The organism is Enterobacter cloacae complex sp. 6730903 (genome assembly GCF_048283985.1).
In the GTDB taxonomy this organism is placed as follows: domain Bacteria; phylum Pseudomonadota; class Gammaproteobacteria; order Enterobacterales; family Enterobacteriaceae; genus Enterobacter; species Enterobacter hormaechei_C.
This window is the reverse complement of the sequence record NZ_JBLVXX010000060.1, coordinates 1-22,275: the sequence shown is the minus strand read 5'-3', so window position 1 is coordinate 22,275 and position 22,275 is coordinate 1. Positions and strand designations below refer to the sequence as shown.

General features: G+C 46.1%; 24 protein-coding genes and 1 pseudogene. 13 read left to right on the top strand and 12 right to left on the bottom strand.

All coding sequences use genetic code 11. From position 1 onward, the window contains the following. Positions 1–326 precede the first annotated feature (326 nt). Genes ACNQ0W_RS22805 through ACNQ0W_RS22795 form a run of 3 tightly spaced genes read left to right on the top strand, consistent with a single transcriptional unit; the run spans position 327 to position 6,737 of the window. Positions 327–1,373, top strand: a complete 1,047-nt coding sequence (locus tag ACNQ0W_RS22805) for a thioredoxin family protein (RefSeq protein WP_000196727.1) — start codon at positions 327–329, stop codon at positions 1,371–1,373. After that, the gene (gene trhH, locus ACNQ0W_RS22800) at positions 1,363–2,778 is read left to right on the top strand and encodes an IncHI-type conjugal transfer protein TrhH (RefSeq protein WP_001257292.1); all 1,416 of its coding nucleotides are present in this window, start codon (positions 1,363–1,365) and stop codon (positions 2,776–2,778) included. The genes ACNQ0W_RS22805 and trhH overlap by 11 nt, the downstream gene beginning before the upstream one ends. Before the next feature lie 8 nt (positions 2,779–2,786). Continuing rightward, positions 2,787–6,737 carry a conjugal transfer protein TraG N-terminal domain-containing protein gene (locus ACNQ0W_RS22795; protein WP_000386160.1) on the top strand — a complete coding sequence of 1,317 codons (3,951 nt, stop codon included), beginning with the start codon at positions 2,787–2,789 and terminating at the stop codon, positions 6,735–6,737. Between the two features lie 122 nt (positions 6,738–6,859). Here ACNQ0W_RS22795 and ACNQ0W_RS22790 read toward each other — a convergent pair whose 3' ends face one another. The 4 genes from ACNQ0W_RS22790 to ACNQ0W_RS22775 form a co-directional block, all read right to left on the bottom strand. After that, a complete protein-coding gene (locus ACNQ0W_RS22790) occupies positions 6,860–7,366 on the bottom strand; it encodes a YrhA family protein (RefSeq protein WP_000654195.1) in 507 nt (168 codons plus the stop codon). Between the two features lie 9 nt (positions 7,367–7,375). Next, positions 7,376–8,437 carry an HNH endonuclease signature motif containing protein gene (locus ACNQ0W_RS22785; protein WP_000902297.1) on the bottom strand — a complete coding sequence of 354 codons (1,062 nt, stop codon included), beginning with the start codon at positions 8,435–8,437 and terminating at the stop codon, positions 7,376–7,378. Positions 8,438–8,560: 123 nt separating this feature from the next. Then, complete coding sequence (locus ACNQ0W_RS22780) at positions 8,561–9,118, bottom strand: HAD domain-containing protein (protein WP_001371950.1); 558 nt, start codon at positions 9,116–9,118, stop codon at positions 8,561–8,563. An 82-nt stretch (positions 9,119–9,200) separates the two neighbouring features. Then, positions 9,201–9,740 (bottom strand): lytic transglycosylase domain-containing protein, encoded by a 540-nt coding sequence (locus tag ACNQ0W_RS22775; protein WP_000494968.1) that lies wholly within the window; start codon positions 9,738–9,740, stop codon positions 9,201–9,203. Positions 9,741–9,887: 147 nt separating this feature from the next. Between ACNQ0W_RS22775 and ACNQ0W_RS22770 the strand changes: the two genes are divergently transcribed. The 3 genes from ACNQ0W_RS22770 (at position 9,888) to ACNQ0W_RS22760 (ending at position 11,510) form a co-directional block, all read left to right on the top strand. After that, positions 9,888–10,637 (top strand): thioredoxin fold domain-containing protein, encoded by a 750-nt coding sequence (locus ACNQ0W_RS22770; protein WP_000720274.1) that lies wholly within the window; start codon positions 9,888–9,890, stop codon positions 10,635–10,637. A gap of 24 nt (positions 10,638–10,661) precedes the next feature. Next, positions 10,662–11,054 carry a hypothetical protein gene (locus ACNQ0W_RS22765; RefSeq protein ID WP_000843243.1) on the top strand — a complete coding sequence of 131 codons (393 nt, stop codon included), beginning with the start codon at positions 10,662–10,664 and terminating at the stop codon, positions 11,052–11,054. A 195-nt stretch (positions 11,055–11,249) separates the two neighbouring features. Continuing rightward, a complete protein-coding gene (locus ACNQ0W_RS22760) occupies positions 11,250–11,510 on the top strand; it encodes a hypothetical protein (RefSeq protein ID WP_001439466.1) in 261 nt (86 codons plus the stop codon). A 59-nt stretch (positions 11,511–11,569) separates the two neighbouring features. Here ACNQ0W_RS22760 and ACNQ0W_RS22755 read toward each other — a convergent pair whose 3' ends face one another. Next, positions 11,570–12,025, bottom strand: a complete 456-nt coding sequence (locus ACNQ0W_RS22755; protein WP_223230168.1) for a hypothetical protein — start codon at positions 12,023–12,025, stop codon at positions 11,570–11,572. Positions 12,026–12,287: 262 nt separating this feature from the next. On the opposite strand from ACNQ0W_RS22755, the gene ACNQ0W_RS22750 reads away from it, so the two are divergent. Further along, complete coding sequence (locus ACNQ0W_RS22750; protein WP_000031378.1) at positions 12,288–13,097, top strand: DsbA family protein; 810 nt, start codon at positions 12,288–12,290, stop codon at positions 13,095–13,097. A gap of 45 nt (positions 13,098–13,142) precedes the next feature. Here the strand turns inward: ACNQ0W_RS22750 and umuC are convergent, their stop codons facing one another. Then, a complete protein-coding gene (umuC, locus tag ACNQ0W_RS22745) occupies positions 13,143–14,396 on the bottom strand; it encodes a translesion error-prone DNA polymerase V subunit UmuC (RefSeq protein ID WP_001371894.1) in 1,254 nt (417 codons plus the stop codon). Next, the gene (umuD, locus tag ACNQ0W_RS22740) at positions 14,386–14,820 is read right to left on the bottom strand and encodes a translesion error-prone DNA polymerase V autoproteolytic subunit (RefSeq protein WP_000111290.1); all 435 of its coding nucleotides are present in this window, start codon (positions 14,818–14,820) and stop codon (positions 14,386–14,388) included. The genes umuC and umuD overlap by 11 nt, the downstream gene beginning before the upstream one ends. A gap of 325 nt (positions 14,821–15,145) precedes the next feature. Here umuD and ACNQ0W_RS22735 point away from each other — a divergent pair. From ACNQ0W_RS22735 to ACNQ0W_RS22720, 4 genes are all read left to right on the top strand, one after another. Beyond that, positions 15,146–15,843 (top strand): IS1-like element IS1B family transposase gene (locus tag ACNQ0W_RS22735; RefSeq protein WP_095033700.1). Its coding sequence is split into 2 segments (ribosomal slippage): positions 15,146–15,395 and positions 15,395–15,843, totalling 699 coding nucleotides; the frame shifts between segments, so codons are not numbered across the junction. A gap of 287 nt (positions 15,844–16,130) precedes the next feature. Beyond that, positions 16,131–17,045 (top strand): IS5 family transposase, encoded by a 915-nt coding sequence (locus ACNQ0W_RS22730; RefSeq protein ID WP_101430419.1) that lies wholly within the window; start codon positions 16,131–16,133, stop codon positions 17,043–17,045. Continuing rightward, a complete protein-coding gene (locus ACNQ0W_RS22725; RefSeq protein ID WP_122966916.1) occupies positions 17,027–17,242 on the top strand; it encodes a hypothetical protein in 216 nt (71 codons plus the stop codon). Before ACNQ0W_RS22730 ends, ACNQ0W_RS22725 begins: the two co-directional genes overlap by 19 nt. Then, a complete protein-coding gene (locus ACNQ0W_RS22720; protein ID WP_236689843.1) occupies positions 17,139–17,528 on the top strand; it encodes a hypothetical protein in 390 nt (129 codons plus the stop codon). Before ACNQ0W_RS22725 ends, ACNQ0W_RS22720 begins: the two co-directional genes overlap by 104 nt. A 50-nt stretch (positions 17,529–17,578) precedes the next feature. Here ACNQ0W_RS22720 and ACNQ0W_RS22715 read toward each other — a convergent pair whose 3' ends face one another. The 4 genes from ACNQ0W_RS22715 to ACNQ0W_RS22700 all read right to left on the bottom strand — a co-directional run bounded on the left by ACNQ0W_RS22715 (position 17,579) and on the right by ACNQ0W_RS22700 (position 19,805). Continuing rightward, a complete protein-coding gene (locus ACNQ0W_RS22715; protein ID WP_001371904.1) occupies positions 17,579–17,986 on the bottom strand; it encodes a hypothetical protein in 408 nt (135 codons plus the stop codon). Between the two features lie 457 nt (positions 17,987–18,443). Beyond that, positions 18,444–19,115, bottom strand: coding sequence for a S1 family peptidase (locus ACNQ0W_RS22710; RefSeq protein WP_000285959.1), 672 nt, complete (start codon positions 19,113–19,115; stop codon positions 18,444–18,446). Between the two features lie 44 nt (positions 19,116–19,159). After that, the gene (locus ACNQ0W_RS22705) at positions 19,160–19,465 is read right to left on the bottom strand and encodes a hypothetical protein (protein WP_001100610.1); all 306 of its coding nucleotides are present in this window, start codon (positions 19,463–19,465) and stop codon (positions 19,160–19,162) included. Between the two features lie 22 nt (positions 19,466–19,487). Next, positions 19,488–19,805: a hypothetical protein gene (locus ACNQ0W_RS22700; protein ID WP_000785965.1), complete on the bottom strand. Its 318-nt coding sequence runs from the start codon at positions 19,803–19,805 to the stop codon at positions 19,488–19,490. Between the two features lie 213 nt (positions 19,806–20,018). On the opposite strand from ACNQ0W_RS22700, the gene ACNQ0W_RS22695 reads away from it, so the two are divergent. Then, entirely contained in the window at positions 20,019–21,422 is a 1,404-nt protein-coding gene (locus ACNQ0W_RS22695) for an ISNCY-like element ISKpn21 family transposase (protein WP_001567368.1), read from the top strand. Positions 21,423–21,450: 28 nt separating this feature from the next. Here the strand turns inward: ACNQ0W_RS22695 and ACNQ0W_RS22690 are convergent, their stop codons facing one another. Continuing rightward, complete coding sequence (locus tag ACNQ0W_RS22690; protein ID WP_001567369.1) at positions 21,451–22,083, bottom strand: DUF6904 family protein; 633 nt, start codon at positions 22,081–22,083, stop codon at positions 21,451–21,453. 74 nt (positions 22,084–22,157) lie between these two features. Between ACNQ0W_RS22690 and ACNQ0W_RS22685 the strand changes: the two are divergent. Further along, positions 22,158–22,275, top strand: a pseudogene (locus tag ACNQ0W_RS22685) (IS5/IS1182 family transposase); the annotation flags it as partial.

Sequence of the window (22,275 nt, the reverse complement as noted above, 5' to 3'; positions counted from 1 at the left end):
TTATATTCTTGTCTAAGTTCGCTTCTTTGATCCTTAGCTATTCCTTTTTTGAAATATAGAAACAGCATTACTTGTGATGATTTTTTTCAGCTCTAAATACACCTGTTTTCAAAGCAATATTTGCTTTTAGATATTCGATAAAACCATGTTTTTGTTACACCGGATTTTTGACAACGTGCAAGATGGATGATCTTTCCATCACCGAGACTATCTTCTTAGTCAGCACTCCTTTTCCGTCCTTTTCAACATAAAAACGACCATGCTATACGAGCTCTAACCTTTTTTTTGTATGCCATCATAACCGCATCAGAAAAGGAGAACGGTCTATGACTCGTATTGCATTAGCGCCTTCAAAGATGGTTTTGCTTATGTCTTTGGTAATTACTGGTGCCCACGCCAGCCCTGAGCAACCCCTAATAAAAGATACGCCCTTTGTATCTGGCCAGGCTTATAAGAAGGGTTTCTTCTGGTATGACGATCCTGCTAAAAAAAGCGAAGCTGAAGAAGAAGAGGTTTTGCCACCAACCGGTGCTGCTAGCTCGCCTTCAAAAGAGGAAATGGTAGATTTAAATTCAAAATGGCTAAAAGAGAATATGCCTCGACTGTTAACGCAGGCAATGGATAACCCTACCGCAGAAAATCTATCACGTTATTACACGGCGCAAAGGTTAATGCTGGATATCAGTACGCGTTTTTCTGACAAATCAAAAGATTATTTTCTTAAAAACCCGATGATGTCTGAAAAACGCAGGCAACCAGTGGAAAAGGTGGCACTGGATGCTCACCGCACTGTTGTTGAAAAAAATCAGCAAACGGTAATGAAAGATATCTTTACTAAGTCAGGTTTATTTTTCTTTTTCCAGAGTACTTGCCAGTTTTGCCACGAAGAAAGCCAAATACTTCAATTTATGCAGAACTATTATTCGGTAGATATTCTTCCAATCAGTATGGATGGAAGGCCATTGCATAATGGCCTTTTTCAGGATTTTAACATCCCCAACGCACAAATTATTGATCAATTTAAAATTCGAGAGGTACCTACAATTTTCCTGGTTTCAAAGGATGGGACATCAGCTCAGCGCATTAGTGAAGGCATGATCTCCGCTGATGAATTAAAGAACACTATTATACTTGCCGCGAAGGGCATGAATCTGATCGATGACGCTTCGTTCCAGTCAACTCTAGATATTAAAAGGCAATATACCATCGGCGATGATGGCGTTATTACCGTTAATAAATCCGAAATGGAATCAGACCCATTCCTACTTCAAAAAATAATGGACCAAAAACTCGAAGGCTATGACATGCCTACGGCCGATCCGGTCAATTATCTCAATGCTGGCGGCAGTTTTGGAGGCACTTATGCGCAGTAATGCCGTTTTCAACTTCAAAAAGTTACTTTTGTCTCTTTCTGTTTGTGCTGCAATTTTAGCCCCGACTGCAAATGCAGACAACGCAATGCGTAACATTTTCAATGGCATGATGACGTCTACCAGCCCGGCCACCTTTTCCACAGCAACCCGTACAGGCATAGTTGGCGGGTCAATGTCTTACCGAACAACAAACGTTAATACCAACCTTGTTTCCATGTCGTTTCCAAAAGCTTCTGTCGGTTGTAACGGTATTGACGTTTTTCTTGGGTCCTTCAGCATGATCAACGGGGACCAGCTTGTGCAGGTGGCCCGTGGTATTGCCCAGGGTGCGGCTATCTATGCTTTTAACGTTGCTGTTTCAGCTATTTGTGCTGACTGTGCTGCAACGATTAATGACATCCAAAACAAACTGCAAGCGCTAAATAAATTTGCGAAAGATTCATGCAATGCAACTTACTCTTTCCTTTCTGAAAACGTGGGTACGCCAAGCCAGTTCGCTAACTCAGTTAGCTCTGGACCAGCCTCAATTCTGGGATCGATTAATGGTCTTATTCCTGATTTTGGCTCATCGATGACAAAGTCACCTGAAGCTGTCACTTCTCAGGTTAAAGCAAAGGATCCCGAAGAGTTCGCTGAAAAATTCAGTGGTAACCTCTTCTATATGTCGTTCATGGATATTGATAAGGGAACGATGAACATCGGAGGGGTAACGGAGTTATCCGGTTATAAACTGGCAGAACAACTTATGTCTCTCGTAGGTACTGTCATTATCAACTGGGATAGCAAAGGCGAAAAAGCGGGAATGGAAGTCCGCCCGTCTACCATGACTGTCACGGATTACATCATGGGGCCACCAGCTGGCGGATCAATTAAAATGCTCAAGTGTTCTCCGGCACCAGATCCATCATCCCCACGAAAGGCTCAGTGCCTTGTCATGTCAGAAGTTAATGACGGTGGTTTTAAGGGATTGAAGGATACCATTTCTGATCTTCTTTTAAACGTACAGAAAAAAATCATCAACGACGTTCGTGTTTCAGATGATGAATTACGCATTATCTCCTATATCGGCATCCCGACCATTATCGACTCTTTGCAAACATTCGAAGCACCGGAAGGGTACGCATACATTCAGGACATCAGCACTATTGCTGCGACGAGCCTCGTAATCAACATGTTGCGCCAGGTTGAGGCCAAAATTTCAACCATGAGCATACCGAGTGAGTCGCTGTCGGGTAAAAGGGATGATCTCAACCGATTAACAGACAATCTCTCAAAACAGGTTAAAGCCGCCTATGAGCTATCGCACAGCCAGGTCGGTACCAGCTCGGACGTCATTTCAACCTGGGATAACCGTCGCCTGCAACGGAAGGCTTTCACTGAAAGTATTCGTGGCACACGTAACTGAGGTCTGACATGGATTACAACATATATACCCTGGGTGATATTGATTTTGTCTGGTCGGCTTTTACCGGTATTGCCCTGATCTTTTCTCAATATACTGGTGTAAAAGAGTTCCTGACCACGGCCGCCGTTGTAGCAGGTGTGAGCCTATTCTATAAAACGTGGCTATGGCTTCAGGCTCCGACCAAAAATGAATTACCGTTTTTCTCCTGGTTTTTGGGGTTGATCCTTTTCATGATGGCAATGGTTCGAGTGGATGTAACTATTGAATCTGTAAAGTCGGGAGAGGTCAGAAACGTCGACGGAATTCCAATTTTTATTGCTGCGATGGCAACCGTCACCACTAACTTAAGCCAGGGTTTGCTGAAGGATTATAAAACAGCGTTTGATCCGCTTTCTCCGGTGGACCTGTCTGCAACAACTCTGGACGATGACATCACCCTCGGTCCGATGATCCGATTCGTGAAGTTTTTGCAATGGGGCGGCGATAGCCAGGGCTACTGTTCCGCATTTCCTGAACCGGCCAGCGGGCTAGGGCCAATGAACGTATGTGCTACCGTTCAGTCTCTTGCATACAACTGCCTGAAGGCTACCCAAAACTCAAGCGCAAATATTGCCGGTAAAGAAACTATTTTTAACGATATTTTCTCAGCTAATCTGGCAGATAGCATGGACCGGATTAATCAGGCGATGAAAGGCGCACTGAAGAATGCCTCTGCCAGTATTGTTGGCGCTAACGGTTCAAAATCTGGTACGTGTGATGAGGTCTGGTCAACTGTGAAACAGGTTACCAGTACAGCTGAAGCTCGCCAGACTATTTCCCTTATAGGACAGACAAACGGCATCCTTACTCCAGACGAAGCAAATGGTGCACCTACCGGCGCAAGCTTTACTGATGTTATGGCGTCAGCAAATGGTATGTACGGTAAGGCTATTGGTTCGTATGACGCCACCCTGAACCTGTTCATTATGAATGAGCTCAGAAATGGCGCAAGCAAATATAAGACCCCACTCGGTCTGGCTTCCGATATGCAGTTGTTTGAGGCTTCTCTGAAGCGAACCAACACAATGGCTTCACAGGGCCAGTTGTGGTTACAACTGTCGGGAGCAGCAATCGCATTCCTTGAAATGTTTGCTTATATGGTTGCTCCATTTGCTTTGCTTATGCTGCTGGCGTTAGGTGGTAATGGTGTTGCCGCTGCGGCGAAATATTTGCAACTTATCCTCTTCGTGAATATGTGGCCGCTTACGGCAGTAATGGTCAACGCGTATGTGAAGAAAGTCGCGACGGCCGACTTGGATACCTGGAGCACCCTCAACAGCCAGAATAATGCCGTCACGTGGATGGGACTCCCAGGGCTTGCGGAAACATACAGTTCATACCTGTCTGTTGCTTCCGCCCTCTATGCTCTGATTCCGGTACTCACATTATTCCTGATGACACAGTCGATTCACCCGATGATGAATGCGGTTAAGGGAGTGACCCCCGATGCGCCGGTGGATACTGGTCATGTAACGCCCAAAGTATGGGATGGCCCTAACAGCGGTAAATCTTCATTTGGTGACGTGACACGAACCGCCTTAACCAGTACCGGTCAGGGATACAGCGATGGCGGCGCAGTTGATTCAAGTAATTTCCGTCTTGGAATGTGGAATGCTGGTTCAAGTATCGCTAACAGCCAGGGACAAGGATCAGCTGTAACCTCATCAGTTATGAGTGCGGCAAGTAATTCATTCCAGGCTGGTTACAGTCAGATGAGCGAAATTGGAAGGTCAGGACAGTCGAGCCAGCAGTTCTCAACCAACCTGCAAACAATGAAGCAGATCTCGGATAAGATTGGTGCCTCTGTAGCAGAAGGTATTGCAACGAAACATGGGGTGAGTGCGTCTCAGATGGCCAGCATTGCTTCAAATGTTATTCTCAACGCTGGGCTTAATGGAGGTGTTGGAACTGGCAATGGAGCCGGGCTGAAAGCGGCTGTAGCAGGGCAATTGAGTAGCGGTGCATCTAAGACCAATACAGGCAGTGACTCGCTTTCAAATGACCTTTCAAAAGCAATCACGAATCAGCTTAGCCAGGATTCTGCGTTAACTGACCAGTTCAGTAAAGCGGCGTCTCAGGTAAGCAGCGATCAGATATCCAATACTAATGCGTTTAAAGAAGCATCGTCGAAAATGAACCAGGCGACACAGACGATGGCGCAAAATATTTCTACATCGGTTTCGACTAACGCAAGCTCCAATAGTGGAATGAGCCTTGATTCTAAACAAAGCATTAACCTGGACAGGTTCTCCGATTCTATTCGCAACAAAAACTTCAGTGATGATGATGTAAGGAATTTTGCTCGTAAGAATGGGCTGGATGAGAATGCGTTTATGGAGAAATTCAACTCCTATAACGATACCTTCAAGGCCAGTAATCAGCTTGGATCGCAGCTTCAACGTACTGACGCGCTTGTGGCTGCAACCCGAGATTTCAGTGAGCAAAAAATTGCGATTGATACCGCCCGGGGAGAGACGGCCGAAAGTAATAAACAGGATCTCCGTGAAACCTCCAGCCTGCTTAAAAGTCTGGTTTCCGACTTCGGTGGTAATGCACAGCAGCTGCTACCTATCACCAATCAGCTCGACAGAATTTCAGGTGACGGGTCAGGAATTAATACTATCACTCAGGCACAGGATAGAACTCCTGACAGCGTAAATACGTCTGGCGTGATGAGTGCGTCACGCGTAGGGGAACTGGGTGGAAGTGTAGATTCGCAGGCTAAACTCGGTCTTTCCTCCAACGCTCAGGACGCGACACAGCATGTCCCTGGAAAAAGTGAAGCTGGCTTTACTCCGTATAACCTTGATAACGCGGGCAAAGGCGATATTCAGGGAATACATAACAACAACGTGGGCCGCACTTATTCTGATGAAGAAAGGAATGTGCTTAATTCTCTCGAAAAGAATGGACCTGTACTGAATAATCAGGGTGTAGAGAAAGTCGTCAATTCGGGTCAGGATGTCAGAAATGCAGAAGGCACATTTAACGATCTGGAAAAGGTTGGAGGTCGGGTGGTTGGTGATGGAATGGATCAACGAGCCACTGCTTTGAACAGTATGTATCAGAGCGGGCAAGTTCGTGGCTTATCTAATAACACTGATAACTACTTTAGTCGTGTTGCCAACAACCCGAACTTAAGCCGGGACGATAAGCGAGCTGAATTGGCACAGCAAGCTGTCTTTACCTATGGTGCCAGCACCATGGCTACCGGTGCCGAAAGAGAGCAGCTCAAAGCGGATACCCAGAAGATCCTTAATGAACTGGGTAACTATAACGTTAACTGGAGTATGAATGACGTTAAGAGCATCCATAGCAGTTTCAACACTCATAACAGAGCTGATGGTTCACTTGAGTCAGTCGTACGGGCAAACCTGGGAGAAGGTGGGTCGGGCGGTGGTCTCGTTGGTAACCGCACTCAGACCGTCACAGATCGCTTGGTTGGGGAAAAGATAGAGGCCAACACTGAGCGGGGCGCGATTTCTGGTGCGCTACTCGGGGGCCAGCAATTTGTTTCGGATACGCTAACCAGCGTTGGGGCGAAACCGGTAAATGAGATGCTTACGGGAGCGGGCATCCTTCAAACCCAGACATCGATAGCAAATGATGCCTCTAACCCTGCAAATATGCCTGATTCTCTCCAGGGTAAAGTCCTTAATCACATGCAGATGTCTGATGGCGTCGCAGCTGTAAGTGACCGGTATCAGAGTATTAGCAGCGACGGCGTTTCGACTTATGCGAATGCAGCGCAGAACTCTGAAAGGGCTATCCGGCAGCAATTGACGGATGACCCACGCTTTGGGCCTCAGAAAGCAGATGAATTCATTCAGTACATGAAGTCAGAGCTGAGCAACACAAATGAGCCTTACCAGTCACGTGTCGATAAAGCGGATCAGTGGCTTAATGAAAATAAAAAATAAGGGAGGTTGAATATAACCTCCTGAAATGACTATCAATAGATTGTAAATTACTGCTAAACAATTAAGGCCGCAAAGTATGTGTTTGCGGCCTTTTTTTCAGAAGTACCGCTCTTGCGGAACATTCAACTGACGGTTTGAATCAGTGAAGACAAAAATCTATCAAACTCTGTATGAGATTCAATAACATAATCAGTAGATGCTTTGTCTCTTATCTGAAAGCAGTCGTCTGCAAAACTATAAGCGAAAAGTGACATGCCATCTTCTCCGATTAACACCTTATCAGTGAGATTTGGGTCAACGTAGATTTCATTGTCTCGTGCTTCAAAGTTGCGTATGTAAATATTTGACCACAATAGATTTTCGTTCTCTGCCTGAACAAGGTTATAAAACGTAAGTCCGTTGTACTCAAAACCATCCATAGCATTAAACACTTGGGCATAATCAAGCCTGGTTTTAATGAGTTTCTGTATATCTATATAGGCGCTCTTTTTGTGATCTGCCCACTCCACTGGAGGCGGATTGCAGATTAAGTCTTTCAAGACTTCCGGGGCTACCGGGCTGGCTAAAGGGTAGTGATCTGCAACCATCAACCTCTTTAAGCTGCTGAGTAGTTGAGTTAAATCTTTCATGAGCGCCTCTTACTTTCCTACCGGGTAGATAACACCGTTCGGCGATGGCCATAGAACTTTGGTGCTTGAATTATACGGTAGATCCTTCGTAATGATGGATTGTGCTTTCGACAGTGCTGAATGGTATGGTGAATTCTGAATAAGTACCAGGTTGTCTATAGCGTTTGTGCCACCATCATCAAGAGGGATCTTGTGGTGAACCTGCCACCCAGAGGGGACCTTGCCTGTTGCAAGTTTCATCAAATCGTTAGGTTCAAACGTAGCCAGGGCATCTGGGTGGTCTGAAAGTGATTTAAGGAAGTTAGGGCGTACAGTATTGTTGAATTGTCCACGGAGAGCTAAATATTCAGCTCTGTCTCGGCGCATGTAGTTCAATTCGCTAACATTCATATCATCGAGCAAAACGTGTGCTTTTTTGTACTTGCCGAGATAACTTGTCAATTCATCCGCAGACCTTGGATTTCGGATAACCAGAAGTGAAGCCGCTGCAACCAGCATACCTGAAGTTGTTTCGTTCAATACCTGGTCATAGCCTTCAACAGCTTCGCCGCCAAGTTGTTCAGCCGTATGTCGAAATCCCTCCACATTTCCATTATAAAGCCCGCCAGCTGCGAGAAGACGACCAGCCGCTTTGGAATTAATGGTTTTTGTTGATTGGGCGTGCTGTGCTGGTGTCGTTGATCGAACGTAATACCCCGGGCGTTTCAACTGACGAGAGATGATATCGCGCAGACGGGTAAAGAGGGACAGGGGCAGGTCATTGCGTAGGTTGCCATTTGATATAACCCCCGGCCCGGCATTGCCGGTTATGTCTTTTCTAAGCAGAACGATCTTACCGTATCTGATGTCGTCAAGCGTATCGCGGTAAGCGAGCCAGGGGCGTTGATGGTGGAACTGGTGATACCGGCTGACAAACTGTGTATATCCCTGCGGTAAATTCCATTCCTGAATAATCCGGTTTGGCAGGGCGGTATCTTCGAGGTCATGTACCGCCGTGGCCGGATGTATGATGTGGGGAATATCCTCAAGGTATATGTCATCCAGTGACTTAGCCTGACAGTGATGCAGCATAATGTCCCTTTCTTGTCGAATTCATATGAGACATTATTGCGTATGGTATAAAACAATCAATCCTAAAGTGGATGGGCGTACGAGATCAGCAGTGACAGGGTAAAAGGAAAGTTACTTTGTTCATCAGCGTCCCATGAGCTGATGGTACCTTGCGTTAAGAGCTGCAAGGTCAGATTCGGTGAGGCCCGTGTAATAATCGGTTTTGTGCAAATGCGGATAACCGGCCGGAAATAATGATTCGTCGTCATCAAGGCAGATAAATGCTTTAACTCGATGTGAAAAGACAAAGTCCTCACACTCGGCAGCCCGCACACCAGTCTGTCCGTGTTTTAAATATACCGAACCGGTTGCACCTATGATTTTGTCTCTATAAGGCACCCGGAACAGAGATTTCAGATAACTTGTATTAGCGCACTCACGCCATGAGCTGGAGATAACAATCACCATGGCAGGGCAGTTATCCAGCAATTTCTCTAACAGTGGCATTCGCTCAAAGGTTTCATTTTTACACCTGTGGCAAACCCCATCGAAATCTAAGAAAAGCACGACATGCGAATCAGGGAGAGGGGCCCATAAACCAGCTGTTGTTTCTTCATGAACACATACTTCTTCATGATGAGGGTTTTTCTGGATCAAGAAAGAAGAGAGAATCTTAAATAAATTTCTTGCAGAAGAAGACAATATATTACTCCTGAGTCAGTGTGAAATATTTGTGGTGGTTTACCCAAGCCACTCGATGATCTTCTGTAATATCGGGTTGTATTTATTTAACAACAGGAGTCGGGTTTTGCTCCGGGACATTTTTAGCTATATGGCCATTGTATCGAGGAGGTTGCTGGGTCCATTGATAAAGCTCACCCATCCCGTTACGCTGCTGGATCCGGCGATTGTACTTTACCATGAAGTTAAATATGTACTTTGCACGTACCTTTGGGGTTTTGCTGTTGTAATCTGCAATCCCTTCAAACACATTGCCCTTGCGATCAACAATTTTTCTATAGAGCCACCATGTTCCAACCCAGAAACTTGCGCAAGCATCGTAAGCCAGAACCCGCCACGTTACCGTCGGGAAATGCTTTTTTATTTCAGGTAGATTGGATGAGTTGATCTGCATTGGGCCAATATCATAAGTGCCGTTAGTATTCCTGCTGAAAGTACCAACCTTACCGCCTTCATTGTCAAACAACGTAAAAACCAGTTCAGCATCAATTCCGAAGTAGCGGGCGGCATCCGTAATGCACTGAGTGTAAATCTCATCAGGAACGGGAATAGGTTTCACATCATCTGCTGGTGGTGTAAACACAACGATTTCTCCACTGAATCTACGTTTTATCTATTCTCCCATATATCTATCGACTTTCTTTCGGCTTTACCCGTTGATTTAAGCGTTTAAGCAAAATTCTGGAATTTTGGGGCGTGATAATATTAGTGCTCGATTTAAGGAGCGGAAATGAAAAAAATTATTAAGGCATCGGTATTACTTCTTTCATTAAGTACCGCCTTCACGATGAATGCCGAGCCGGTTAATACAATGGTACTGCCAGATGCAGCCCGGGATAAGCTCAAAGCCATTGGGCTTTCAATCGAGCACGTCGAACCCTCGCCAGTAAAAGATATTTTTACGGTGATTTCCAGGGAGGGGGTAAGTTACGTGAGCAAAGACGGAGATTACATTTTTACCGGAAGCTTATTCCACGTGAAAGGTAAAGATGTGGTAAACACCACTGAGCAGGCCATTTTAATGGGCGTCCGGGAATTCGCATCCAAAACAAAATCCATCGACTACAAATCACCAAACGAAAAATACCGGCTTGCTATCTTTACCGATATAACCTGTGGATACTGCCAAAAACTGCATCATGATCTGAAGTCTTATCTTGATGCCGGTATTTCGATTAAGTTTCTTGCATTCCCACGTGCAGGACTGAACTCGGTAGTAGCCGGGAACATGGCCAAAATCTGGTGTTCAGCAAAGCCAAACGAAGCTCTGGATGCAGCGATGAATCCGGTTTCAACTATCCCGGAAGGACGTCCTGATGAGGCTTGCTTAAACATTATCAAATCGCATTTCCAGGTGGCCTCAACAATCCCGCTGCAAGGTACTCCTACCATGGTGACACTAAGCGGCAAACCGCAGTTATTTACGGGGTGGCTGAGCCCGGAAAACCTGGTGACCCAAATGGGCGCTGCGCAAAAGTAACTTTTCCGACTGTAAGAGGTGTGTATGAAATCTACTTTACTGAGTACGTTAATGCTGGTTGCTGTAGGTGTACAGCCCGTTTTCGCTGCACAATGTCAGTACGGAGCCTGTGGAACGGAAAACGATCCCGGAATCGGATTTCTGATGTCATCGGTACAAATGGATAAAGGTGAACATCTAAAGGAACTCTCTGGTGTTGCGACCACAGGTGACACCATCTCTAAAAAGATGGAAAGCTACCTGGGAAATAAAAAGCTCAAGGTAAACACCGACAGTACCCGCAAGGGGCCGGGTAATACCACCATCAGGCCTACAGATGAGCTCGCCCCAACGAGGCAACTAAAAGTTATCCGGCCCGAACTGGTAAAAAATCCCGATTCGCAGCTCGTGGTAGCTTTCAATGAGCGCCTGGCCTGATTTATTGACTGAGAGCGTCCAGAAGGAAAAAAGATGTCGATACTCAGTAGCTTCGTCATCAGAGCAACGGGGATACCTGACAAAAAGTATCTCCGGGATCCCGTAATAAAACGTTGTTATAAACGTCTGAGTCGTAGGGTGCCTGCTCTAATGACGGGGTGGCTTCTGTGCATTCTGGGTTCAGGGTATGTCAGTATGGCACTGGAACAGCCTGATAGCACTGTATTACTCAGTCTGCTGCTGTTGTATGTTATGTCAGGCATTTTACTGATGCAGTTCCAGTATATGTATTCAGAGCGAAGCATAGGCTACAAGTTCTACCTGGAAGTGCTTATGAATGCAGCTGCCAGTACTCAACATAAAGAACAGTTACAGTATCTGTTCATTAATAAGCCCAATTCCATCACGATGGGCGATCTTTACCGACTTTATGATTTTAATGGGGGAGGGCGATAGCCACGTTAATGTGCGTGTCCAAAAGTCACTTTTGAACATTCTCTTCCCGCCGTCTGCTTTCAGTTCCAGGGGATCACTGCAACATAATTTCCGGAACGCAGCGGCGCATCAAATTTATCAGTAAAGGCGTCGATCATTGCTGAATAAGCAATGCTGTCTGACGGCACAGGTGCATTGCTTTGCATACTCACTTTCAGAACCTGCTTTGCTCCTTTCGCTGACGGGTATACCTCGACATCCAGCTGTCGCATATAGTGCATCTGCGACATCGTCTCAGTGCCTATTACCCCATCGACTGGCTTGTAGTCATAGTCAGTATGCAATTCGCCATGCTTGTCAGTTCTCGTTGTCTTTTTATCTACAACGTAGCCTGTCACCCCAGTAAGAAGCTGCTCGCTATACTGCATGTTCTCCTGTGAGCTGCTGATTCGGAACCTGAGCACATAATCTGGCTGGTGAGTGGAAATAATGACTCCTTTTTTTGCTAATCCATCAGCAAAACGGCCTGAAAACATTCTGGACTGAATACTTTCGTCCGGAGGGACTATCTGAAACCTTTTATTTGTAACAGGACGAGGCATTAGATCGTACGCATCTACCTGGTTTGCGAAATGATATCCGCATCCACTCAAAAGCATTGCGGTTGTGAGTATAAAGCCCTGCCTAATCATCCTTTAATCTCCAAAAAGCATTGTTTCACGAATAATTCCGATTTACCGGGCCAGTATAATCCATCGCAGGTTAATAACTAACAGGCTGAAAAGCATAAAGGTAGCTATGTCTAAAGAATTTTATTTAAAACCGATGGCCACGATTTTAATTTCTGCGGTTATTGCTACCGCTGCCTCGGCGTTAATCACGGCAACTTATTTTAAACCGAAGGTGCTCAGTGAGGAAGAAATTGGCAAAATTGCCGCTACTTACCTGGTAAAAAATCCCCATTATTTAGTGGAAGCAGGTAAGGCGCTGGAAAATCAGAACGTGAGTGCCTCAGTGGAACGAATAATTCCATATGCGCCAGCTCTGCTGGATACCAAGGAGACGCCAAACATCGGCCCTGATGACGCCGACGTCGCGGTAATCGAGTTCTTCGACTATCAGTGTATTTACTGCATGCGGGTTACACCTGTTGTTGAATCGGTAATGAATCAGAGCAAAGATGTAAAATTCTTCTTTAAAGAATTCCCGATTTTTGCCGGTTCAAAACCTGTATCTGCCATGGGGGCCGCTACGGGTCTGCACGTCTATCAGAATTTCGGTGCTGAAGCCTATCGTAAGTACCACAACAACCTGATGGCTGTGGCTCATACCTTCATGACCTCTCAACGCAAATTCGAACTCACTGACTTTAATACTGTGGTGGAAAAGTCAGGGTTTAACAGCACGTTTTCTGACAGGGAAAAAAACCGGTATGAAAACGTGATCTCCGGCAATATGCAGCTGGGCGAAGCGCTCGGGATCACCGGCACACCCGGTTTCATCATTATGAATATGAAAAAGCCGAATGCGGCGACTACCACATTTATCCCCGGGGCTATGGACGCAGCAACTTTGCAGGGCGCAATCGAAAAAGCTCGCGGGGCCTAAAGTTACTTTCACATTTGATGAGTACGGCCATGCCGGTCATGGCCGCTACGCTTTTACAACGAGTAATTCATCCCAGCGGGTCGTATATCTCGGTGATAGCATGGCCTGCTTCATACGAAAATCCTGTTGAATGCCTTCCCCCAGTAAAAACAGAGCTCCGCGCTTTTCTTTATTGAACCGGTCCATAACTTTCATCAGTGCCTGACTGCCAGGCCTGGCCGGGCGAGTATCAAACAGGCTGAGTTGCTCTGTGCCGTCAGTCATAGCGGAGAGCATTACCCCTGCTTTCGCATACGCTATCCCGGGTCTGTAAATGCGGTTCAGGATGGTCATGGCTGCATCAACCAGATCGCGGGTGTCCTGTGTAGCGGTAAGCGGCTCGATACCACAATTGCTGTAGCGGTTTTCACCTTGCGCATAATTGCTACTCTGAATGAAGACTGTGATTTGACGGGTCCACGAGCCATCCTTGCGCAGCTGCTCTGCCGCCCGGGCGGTAAAAAATGAAACTGCCTCATGTAGCTTGCCTATCTCATTAAGGCGCTGACCAAAACTTCTGGAAACGATAATCTGTTGCCTGACAGGAGGAGACTCGTGCAGCCGGAAACATGGTTCGCCATGCAGTTCCCGCCAGGTACGCTCGATTTCAACGCCAAAGCTTTTACGTAAAAAGCGAACGTCGCTATTATAAAAATCACCGGCAGTGATGATCCCGAAAGCCGACAGGCGTTCACTAATCTTTCGACCAATACCCCATATTTCTCTGGTACTGATCAGGCTCAGGAGCTTCCTGATCCTGGCCTGATCAGTCAAAACTACAACCCCGCCTGTAGCTGCCCATCGTTTGCTCGCATAGGTGCATAATTTAGCGAGGGTTTTGGTGCTTGAACAACCCACACCACAGGTAAGGGACAGATTATGAAGAAGTGTACTTCTGATCAACCGGCCGTAATCTTCATAATCTATTATCTTGTTCATGTTTTTCAATAACATGAAATTTTCATCTATGCTATATCGACTCGATTGAGGCGCGAAGCTTTCCAGCGTTTCATGGAAGCGATTTGAGTAGTCTTCATACAAAGTAAAGTTAGAGCTCCGGACTTCGATCCGGTGTTGCTGAATCAAATCCCTGCACTTAAAAATTGGGGTCCCACGCTTAATACCAACGCTTTTAGCCAGTTTATTCATTGCAATGACGGACGAATCGTTATTGCTGGCTATGATGAGCGGCTTTTTTGACAGCTTGGGATCCATCGCACACTCAAATGCCGCATAGGCTCCGTTAATATCAACGTGCATGTACATGGCTGAACTGATTCAGTGCAAAGGTGACGACGCCCCATATCTCAAGGGATTCAGGATTTACACGTATCGGCTTATAGGCTGGATTAGAAGGCATCAAAAGCAGCTCAGGATACGTGTGTAAGATCTTTACCGTAAACTCTCCATCCACCAGCGCAACGACGATAGAGCCGTGTCGTGCTGTTAAAGACCGATCCACAACCAGTATTGCTCCATCATTGATACCGGCATTGATCATACTGAGGCCCGCCGCCCTGACAAAGAAGGTTGAGGGGCGGTTGCGGACTACATATTCATGCAAATTTAATTCATTATCTTCATGCCCGGCGCACGGACTCATCACTCCACAGCTTAGTAAATCACTGAAAAAAGGTGCCATTTCGTAAGGCTTGTTGCTAATGTGCTCAAGGATAACAGACATAGCTACACTCGAATTCTTGTACTGTATGTATAAACAGTATTGCGAGTTGAAGAGAAAAGATCAAATCTCTCCGGTAACGCTATCAAGCCTGACGAAAAATTAAGCTTTATCATAAACATCAAAAACCATCTTTTACCGATAATGGCGAGCTGGCCTACGAAGAAGGTATACAAGCTAGGATGAAAGGATTCTGATGCTCCTCCCACCAAATTTTTTATCTCCTGAAGACCAGGCTGAGTACGATGCTTATATGGCAAGGTTCAGCGAGGTGGTGATGCTGCCAACTTACTGATTTAGTGTATGATGGTGTTTTTGAGGTGCTCCAGTGGCTTCTGTTTCTATCAGCTGTCCCTCCTGTTCAGCTACTGACGGGGTGGTGCGTAACGGCAAAAGCACTGCCGGACATCAGCGCTATCTCTGCTCTCACTGCCGTAAAACATGGCAACTGCAGTTCACTTACACCGCTTCTCAACCCGGTACGCACCAGAAAATCATTGATATGGCCATGAATGGCGTTGGATGCCGGGCAACCGCCCGCATTATGGGCGTTGGCCTCAACACGATTTTCCGCCATTTAAAAAACTCAGGCCGCAGTCGGTAACCTCGCGCATACAGCCGGGCAGTGACGTCATCGTCTGCGCGGAAATGGACGAACAGTGGGGATACGTCGGGGCTAAATCGCGCCAGCGCTGGCTGTTTTACGCGTATGACAGGCTCCGGAAGACGGTTGTTGCGCACGTATTCGGTGAACGCACGATGGCGACGCTGGGGCGTCTTATGAGCCTGCTGTCACCCTTTGACGTGGTGATATGGATGACGGATGGCTGGCCGCTGTATGAATCCCGCCTGAAGGGAAAGCTGCACGTAATCAGCAAGCGATATACGCAGCGAATTGAGCGGCATAACCTGAATCTGAGGCAGCACCTGGCACGGCTGGGACGGAAGTCGCTGTCGTTCTCAAAATCGGTGGAGCTGCATGACAAAGTCATCGGGCATTATCTGAACATAAAACACTATCAATAAGTTGGAGTCATTACCTAGGAGAGTTCAATCACTCAACGCCTTTTACATCTCATTTTATTTATATCACCGACTATCATAAAGATAATACATGGATGATTTCACTTTCGCAGGAGGATTTTAATACAACCAAAATTTTAACATCGTTAAGTCTAGGGAAGGTGCGAACAAGTTCCTGATATGAGATCATCATATTCATCCGGAGCGCATCCCAGAGGGACATCATGAGCCATTAACTCACCTTCGCCGATAGTGAATTCAGCACTAAGCGCCGTCAGACCCGAAAAGAGATTTTCCTCTCCCGCATGGAGCAGATTCTGCCATGGCAGAATATGACCGCTGTCATCGAGCCGTTTTATCCCAAGGCGGGCAATGGCCGACGGCCCTATCCGCTGGAGACCATGCTGCGTATTCACTGCATGCAGCATTGGTACAACCTGAGCGACGGTGCCATGGAAGATGCCCTGTACGAAATCGCCTCCATGCGCCTGTTTGCCCGATTATCCCTGGATAGCGCCCTGCCGGATCGCACCACCATCATGAATTTCCGCCACCTGCTCGAGCAGCATCAACTGGCCCGTCAATTGTTCAAGACCATCAATCGCTGGCTGGCCGAAGCAGGCGTCATGATGACCCAAGGCACTTTGGTGGATGCCACCATCATTGAGGCACCCAGCTCGACCAAGAACAAAGAGCAGCAACGCGATCCGGAGATGCATCAGACCAAGAAAGGCAATCAGTGGCACTTTGGCATGAAGGCCCACATTGGTGTCGATGCCAAGAGTGGCCTGACCCACAGCCTAGTCACCACCGCGGCCAACGAGCATGACCTCAATCAGCTGGGTAATCTGCTTCATGGAGAGGAGCAATTTGTCTCAGCCGATGCCGGCTACCAAGGAGCGCCACAGCGCGAGGAGCTGGCCGAGGTGGATGTGGACTGGCTGATCGCCGAGCGTCCCGGCAAGGTAAAAACCTTGAAGCAGCATCCGCGCAAGAACAAAACGGCCATCAACATCGAATACATGAAAGCCAGCATCCGTGCCAGGGTGGAGCACCCGTTTCGCATCATCAAGCGGCAGTTCGGCTTCGTGAAAGCCAGATACAAGGGGCTGCTGAAAAACGATAACCAACTGGCGATGTTATTCACCCTGGCCAACCTGTTTCGGGTGGACCAAATGATACGTCAGTGGGAGAGATCTCAGTAAAAACCGGAAATAACGCCAGAAATGGTGGAAAAAATAGCCTAAATAGGCTGATTCGATGTGTTTGCGGGAAAAAAATCGGCCCAGATCCGCGAAATTTTAATCAGCGAGTCAGCTTGGGAAGAAATGACCTGCTTATTCGCACCTTCCCTAGATGCCTGTGTATCCATGCTCGGAAAGATACTAAAAAAAATGTCTAACAAAAACGGTATCTCACAAACGGAAGAATCTGAATTCGCATTTCTTTTAACAAACTATATTAAACAGACTTTGACTTTTAGAGAATGGCAACGCAATGCTGACGGAAATCAACGACTGCACTTTCTTATTAATATCTACGGTGCAAAAGAAGACGGTGGCGAAGTGGTTTTAAGACCATTTATTGTAAATCCTGATGAATTAATGCTTACTCCAGCGGATGTCGTTGAATTTAATTCGCAGGTTATCAACGTTGATCGGCAGCGTCATCCTGAGTGGTTCCGTTAACTGGTCACAAGGGTTAAGAGCCTGAAAGGCTGCGATAGTGTATACGCAGCCTATTCTGTATAGCCGTCGCGTAATAATTGTTCTAAATGACTATCGACCGTTTCCTGATCACCAGGAATATATCGTGGCCATCCTGTTATATCGTTGACGCGTTTCACTATGTATGGATGAAACCCAAACTGCTCGGAAGTGATGTCAATATAATATTGCACTTCTTCGAAGTTCAATTCACACCAATAATGGCCAAAGCCACCACTCTCTGTAAATATACCGCCATCATCTGCACCGTTACCCCCACGAACAACAGCATCTAGACCTTTAGTTTTTGCTAAATAACATACAAGATAGCTTGCAAAAAGGCATGTGCCTTTCGTCTTCTTTGTGCCGCACTCCGTCAAAACTGAAAGTAGCTTTTCATGCGCCACTCGTGCAATGCCTGATACCAATTCCGGGGACATGTCTGCTCCAATGAAATTATTAGATCGACTTAAACAGGTAATATGTAATTAGGCATTACGATAAGTCGTGCCCTATTGGTTGGTACATCGTAAGAAAAGTAACTTTTCTAATCCCAGCCTGCACTCCGGGAATGCTTCTAACCTGAATAAATCACGGGGGCAGTGCTGGATACTTGTCAACTGTATTTGGATTCACAGGCTAACTATTTTTATACAGTTTAAGTGAATAAAACTTACTTAAAGCAGCGAACCACGCCGAAAGTGTAATGAGGAATACCGCCAATTCATCAGAACCATTTTTGATAGCACTGAGTAGAGCGATTAGTCCAAGGAACACCGAAAGAAAGACTAGTATTGCGGGTAAAAGTTTATACATGATAGACGTTCCTTTTAAAGGTTCAGATAGGTAGACCAACGCAGATAACGTCGGAATTGCCTGTTGTAAGATTACGCTCATTTAATTATTTTTATAACCTATGAATCCGCGTATAATTTCATTTGTAGTAATCTTCGTAATATATATCTGATAGACATTGATCTTTTTAATGTCTTGTTGACTCACAACACCATATAAGCAACTCTTAGATTGGTTTAACACAGCGCTTCCACTAACTCCATTTTGATAAAAAGCAGTCAAACCATCAGAACCAACTATTCCTTTATAATAGTAGGTTGAGTCGGGGGAAGCATACGTATTTGAAAGCGTATTATACATTCCCGATAGAACCCAAACAGACTCACCTGGAGCTAGAACATTATCACATACTGGAAGCTTCCAATTAGGTGGGGCTTTGACAATAGTATTTTTTTCTACTTTTAAAAGAGCGAGGTCCCGGTTCTTAGGATCATCAATATTGATAACTGTTGCTGGTTGGCTCCCATTCCTTGTTATTATACTTAGACTATAATCCTTGCTTGCATCAAGCCATAAATGTGAAGCTGTAAGAATATGTTGTTCATCGATCCAAGTACCTGAGCCGGAGATTGTCTTATTTCCAGACTTGATTTGAATTTTTACAGCTGAGTCCGAAAGCTCAAAATCATTGTGGTGCATACTTTGTTTATGAGGATTATCGGTGGAACAAGCAGAAATCAGTAAGGCTGAAAGAGCTAAAACCTTTCTATACATAGTCAGTTTCCTTCGAATAAGGCGAGTTTGGTTTCTAGAATATTTTATCCAGCGAGGAATTCTTCTAACGTGCTATCTTGGTACTGGGGATATATCTGCTTCATCATGCCAAAAGCAGCAACCGCTACGCTTTCTAAGTCGGAATAGAATTTAGGCTCCGTATTAAGATCATCACCATTCTTCAGAACGCCCTCGAAGCAGCTATAATCATTTCCGAACTCTTGAACAATAATCCAGCGCCCATCACGGAAACCTACGAGCATAACCGCTGAATTAGGATAGTCGCCAGCAGGCGTTAGCCAATCAAAGTGATAGTGCTTTATCGTATCATATTTCAGATGTACATTCATTATTCCTCCGTTGGCGATTACATTATTTGAGTTTTTTCATGGACTCTAAAGAAGCGAGGTAGGAATTATAGCGATCACCAAATTTTTCTTTCGCACGCTTAACGCGCATTTTCTCCGCGAGCTCAGTCTTGTTTTCTGCCTGGTAGGTCCTATTATTTTGCGTCTTTACTTCGGCCCCTGGGCCTGCTGCGTACGTTTTGTTTTTCTCGCTAATACACGCTCGGCATTTACTCTTGAGGCCAAACTTGCCCTTGAGCTCTTTTCCAAACTGTTCAAAGGGTTTAACTTGCTGACATGATTTGCATTTTTTAAAGCCCGGGGGGAGGTAGGTGTCAGCCATGAGCTGCTCCAGTAGGTATTGATTATAGGTGATTTTAACTTAAAGACGACGTCACTTTCAAATAAATCGACTACTTAACGCTGATCTTACATAATCCTGATTATGCGCACTTAAGTTGTAATGGCTCAATAGTAATGTCCGCCTGTGGCTCAATTCAGATGTCCGCGCTATGGTAAGCTTCACTGGTCCGTTTAAACTACCGGGAGGCATATCATGAGCGCAGAAAGCTCAGGAGTGTTTACTTTGAAAGAGATCAACCGGATCAAGATTATACAGGACGTCATTGAACGTCGCATCACAACGCGCCGTGCGGCCGAGCACCTCGGTATCAGCGACAGGCAATGCCGCAGACTTCTTGCCCGTTACCGTGAAGGCGGACCGCTTGGTATGGCCAGCAGACGATGTGGCATGCGTGGTAACCGCCAGTTGCCACCCGGGCTCGCAGATCAGGCTCTGGAACTGATCAAGACGCGTTATGCTGATTTCGGTCCGACTCTGGCGCGTGAAAAGCTCGAAGAACTCCACGGACTGTTTCTTGGCAAAGAAACTGTCCGGCGCATCATGGTGCGGGCTGGCTTATGGGTTCCCCGTAAACAACGTGCCGCAAGGATCCCTCAACCACGGTACCGGCGTCCGTGTACTGGTGAGCTGATACAAATAGATGGCTGTGATCACGACTGGTTTGAAGGCCGTGGCCCGGCCTGCACCGCGCTGGTCTATGTTGATGATGCAACCAGCAAACTGATGGAACTGTTGTTTGTTAAATCGGAGTCCACGTTTTCTTACTTCGAAGCCACGCGGCGCTATATCGATAAGCATGGTAAACCGCTGGCACTGTACAGCGATAAAGCCGGTGTTTTTCGTGTTAACAATAAACACGCCACAGGCGGAGACGGGCATACTCAGTTTGGGCGAGCCATGCATGAACTGAACATCCAGACTATCTGTGCAGAAACCAGTCCCGCCAAAGGGCGTGTAGAACGAGCTCACCTCACTTTACAGGATCGTCTGGTCAAAGAGCTGCGGTTACAGGGCATTTGTTCAATGGAGGCTGCAAATGACTTCGCTGAGGCCTATATGGCTGACTATAACCGCCGTTTTGGCAAAGTACCGCGACATGATTTTGACGTACACCGTGCTGTAGAACATGATGAGGACCTGGGGCTTATTTTCACTGTTCGTGAAAAACGTAAAGTCTCAAAATCGTTGACGATACAATATGATAAAATGTTGTACCTGATTGAAGACAGCGAACTGAGTCGCCGTGCAATAGGTAAATATATCGATGTGTATCACTATCCTGATGGCAGAAAAGAGCTGCGCCTGAACGGTACGCTACTTCCCTACTCTACCTACGACCGACTGTCAGAAATCGACCAGGGCGCGATTGTCGATAACAAGCGTCTTGGCCGAACCCTGGAGTTTATCAGTCTGGTGCAGAGCAAGCGGGATAACACGCGCTCTCAGTCAATTCCCGCTGGAGATGGCCCTTCCCGACGACGGCCAAAGCAGGAAGGGAAGAAATCCCAGCGCTCACTGGATAATGATGACATGCTCGAAGCACTCAAACAGCTTCAGTCACGTTCAGAGGACATTTTTGGTAAAAGAGCCCGCTGATGGTACTCACTGGCCGGACAGTGGTTGCTCACCAGTTGATATTGTCCGGCCAGACCCATGATGTATTATTCATTTCGTTCAGCATCTTTATGTCCTGCTTTTCACGGGCATACTTACCCCATAATGAATGAAAAGAACGAACAATACTGATTAACTGCTTTTTTCTTTGCTCCGGAGATAGGCTGATAAAATAGCAGCACCTGCTGTCAATATTATCCTCAATGAAATTAAAATCAGAGTCTGATGCATATTTTACTGTTAGCATAATATCATTCGACGTTGTTCTCTCAGACTCTGTTAATGCTGATTCTATCAGGTATTCAAAGGCATACATGACAGACAGCTGGTTTTTGTCTGTCTGAATATAACCCATTGAGTTTCTGAGTATTGAGGACTGTACCAGGACCAGAGGCCATAAAAGCTCAACACCATAAAGCTTATATGTATCATGTTGATCATACTGATGTTGCTCAACACGACGATTACCTTCCCGTGCTTTACGAATATCATAGGCAAGGGATAACATAAATCCGTCTTTAACTTTAATCAGTGGGCTTTCATCCACGATGTAATGAATGAGTTCATGTAATTCATTCAGGGCTTCTGAATCTCCCCACAGTATAAAACCTGCATTGTTCGGCGTTAACTCGTATCGAAGCATGGGCTCAATCATCCTGTTGTTTCAGTCGGAGGAAAGTCTATCGGCTTTGTTGAATAAATCGAACTTTTGCTGAGTTGAAGGATCAGATCACGCATCTTCCCGACAACGCAGACCGTTCCGTGGCAAAGCAAAAGTTCAAAATCACCAACTGGCCCACCTACAATAAAGCCCTCATCAACCGTGGCTCCATAA

Coding starts and splice junctions, on each gene's coding strand:
- ACNQ0W_RS22805 (WP_000196727.1), top strand. CDS start 327: ATGACTCGTATTGCATTAGCGCCTTCAAAGATGGTTTTGCTTATGTCT.
- trhH (WP_001257292.1), top strand. CDS start 1,363: ATGCGCAGTAATGCCGTTTTCAACTTCAAAAAGTTACTTTTGTCTCTT.
- ACNQ0W_RS22795 (WP_000386160.1), top strand. CDS start 2,787: ATGGATTACAACATATATACCCTGGGTGATATTGATTTTGTCTGGTCG.
- ACNQ0W_RS22790 (WP_000654195.1), bottom strand. CDS start 7,366: ATGAAAGATTTAACTCAACTACTCAGCAGCTTAAAGAGGTTGATGGTT.
- ACNQ0W_RS22785 (WP_000902297.1), bottom strand. CDS start 8,437: ATGCTGCATCACTGTCAGGCTAAGTCACTGGATGACATATACCTTGAG.
- ACNQ0W_RS22770 (WP_000720274.1), top strand. CDS start 9,888: ATGAAAAAAATTATTAAGGCATCGGTATTACTTCTTTCATTAAGTACC.
- ACNQ0W_RS22765 (WP_000843243.1), top strand. CDS start 10,662: ATGAAATCTACTTTACTGAGTACGTTAATGCTGGTTGCTGTAGGTGTA.
- ACNQ0W_RS22760 (WP_001439466.1), top strand. CDS start 11,250: ATGGCACTGGAACAGCCTGATAGCACTGTATTACTCAGTCTGCTGCTG.
- ACNQ0W_RS22755 (WP_223230168.1), bottom strand. CDS start 12,025: ATGTTTTCAGGCCGTTTTGCTGATGGATTAGCAAAAAAAGGAGTCATT.
- ACNQ0W_RS22750 (WP_000031378.1), top strand. CDS start 12,288: ATGTCTAAAGAATTTTATTTAAAACCGATGGCCACGATTTTAATTTCT.
- umuC (WP_001371894.1), bottom strand. CDS start 14,396: ATGCACGTTGATATTAACGGAGCCTATGCGGCATTTGAGTGTGCGATG.
- umuD (WP_000111290.1), bottom strand. CDS start 14,820: ATGTCTGTTATCCTTGAGCACATTAGCAACAAGCCTTACGAAATGGCA.
- ACNQ0W_RS22715 (WP_001371904.1), bottom strand. CDS start 17,986: ATGTCCCCGGAATTGGTATCAGGCATTGCACGAGTGGCGCATGAAAAG.
- ACNQ0W_RS22710 (WP_000285959.1), bottom strand. CDS start 19,115: ATGTATAGAAAGGTTTTAGCTCTTTCAGCCTTACTGATTTCTGCTTGT.
- ACNQ0W_RS22705 (WP_001100610.1), bottom strand. CDS start 19,465: ATGAATGTACATCTGAAATATGATACGATAAAGCACTATCACTTTGAT.
- ACNQ0W_RS22700 (WP_000785965.1), bottom strand. CDS start 19,805: ATGGCTGACACCTACCTCCCCCCGGGCTTTAAAAAATGCAAATCATGT.
- ACNQ0W_RS22695 (WP_001567368.1), top strand. CDS start 20,019: ATGAGCGCAGAAAGCTCAGGAGTGTTTACTTTGAAAGAGATCAACCGG.
- ACNQ0W_RS22690 (WP_001567369.1), bottom strand. CDS start 22,083: ATGCTTCGATACGAGTTAACGCCGAACAATGCAGGTTTTATACTGTGG.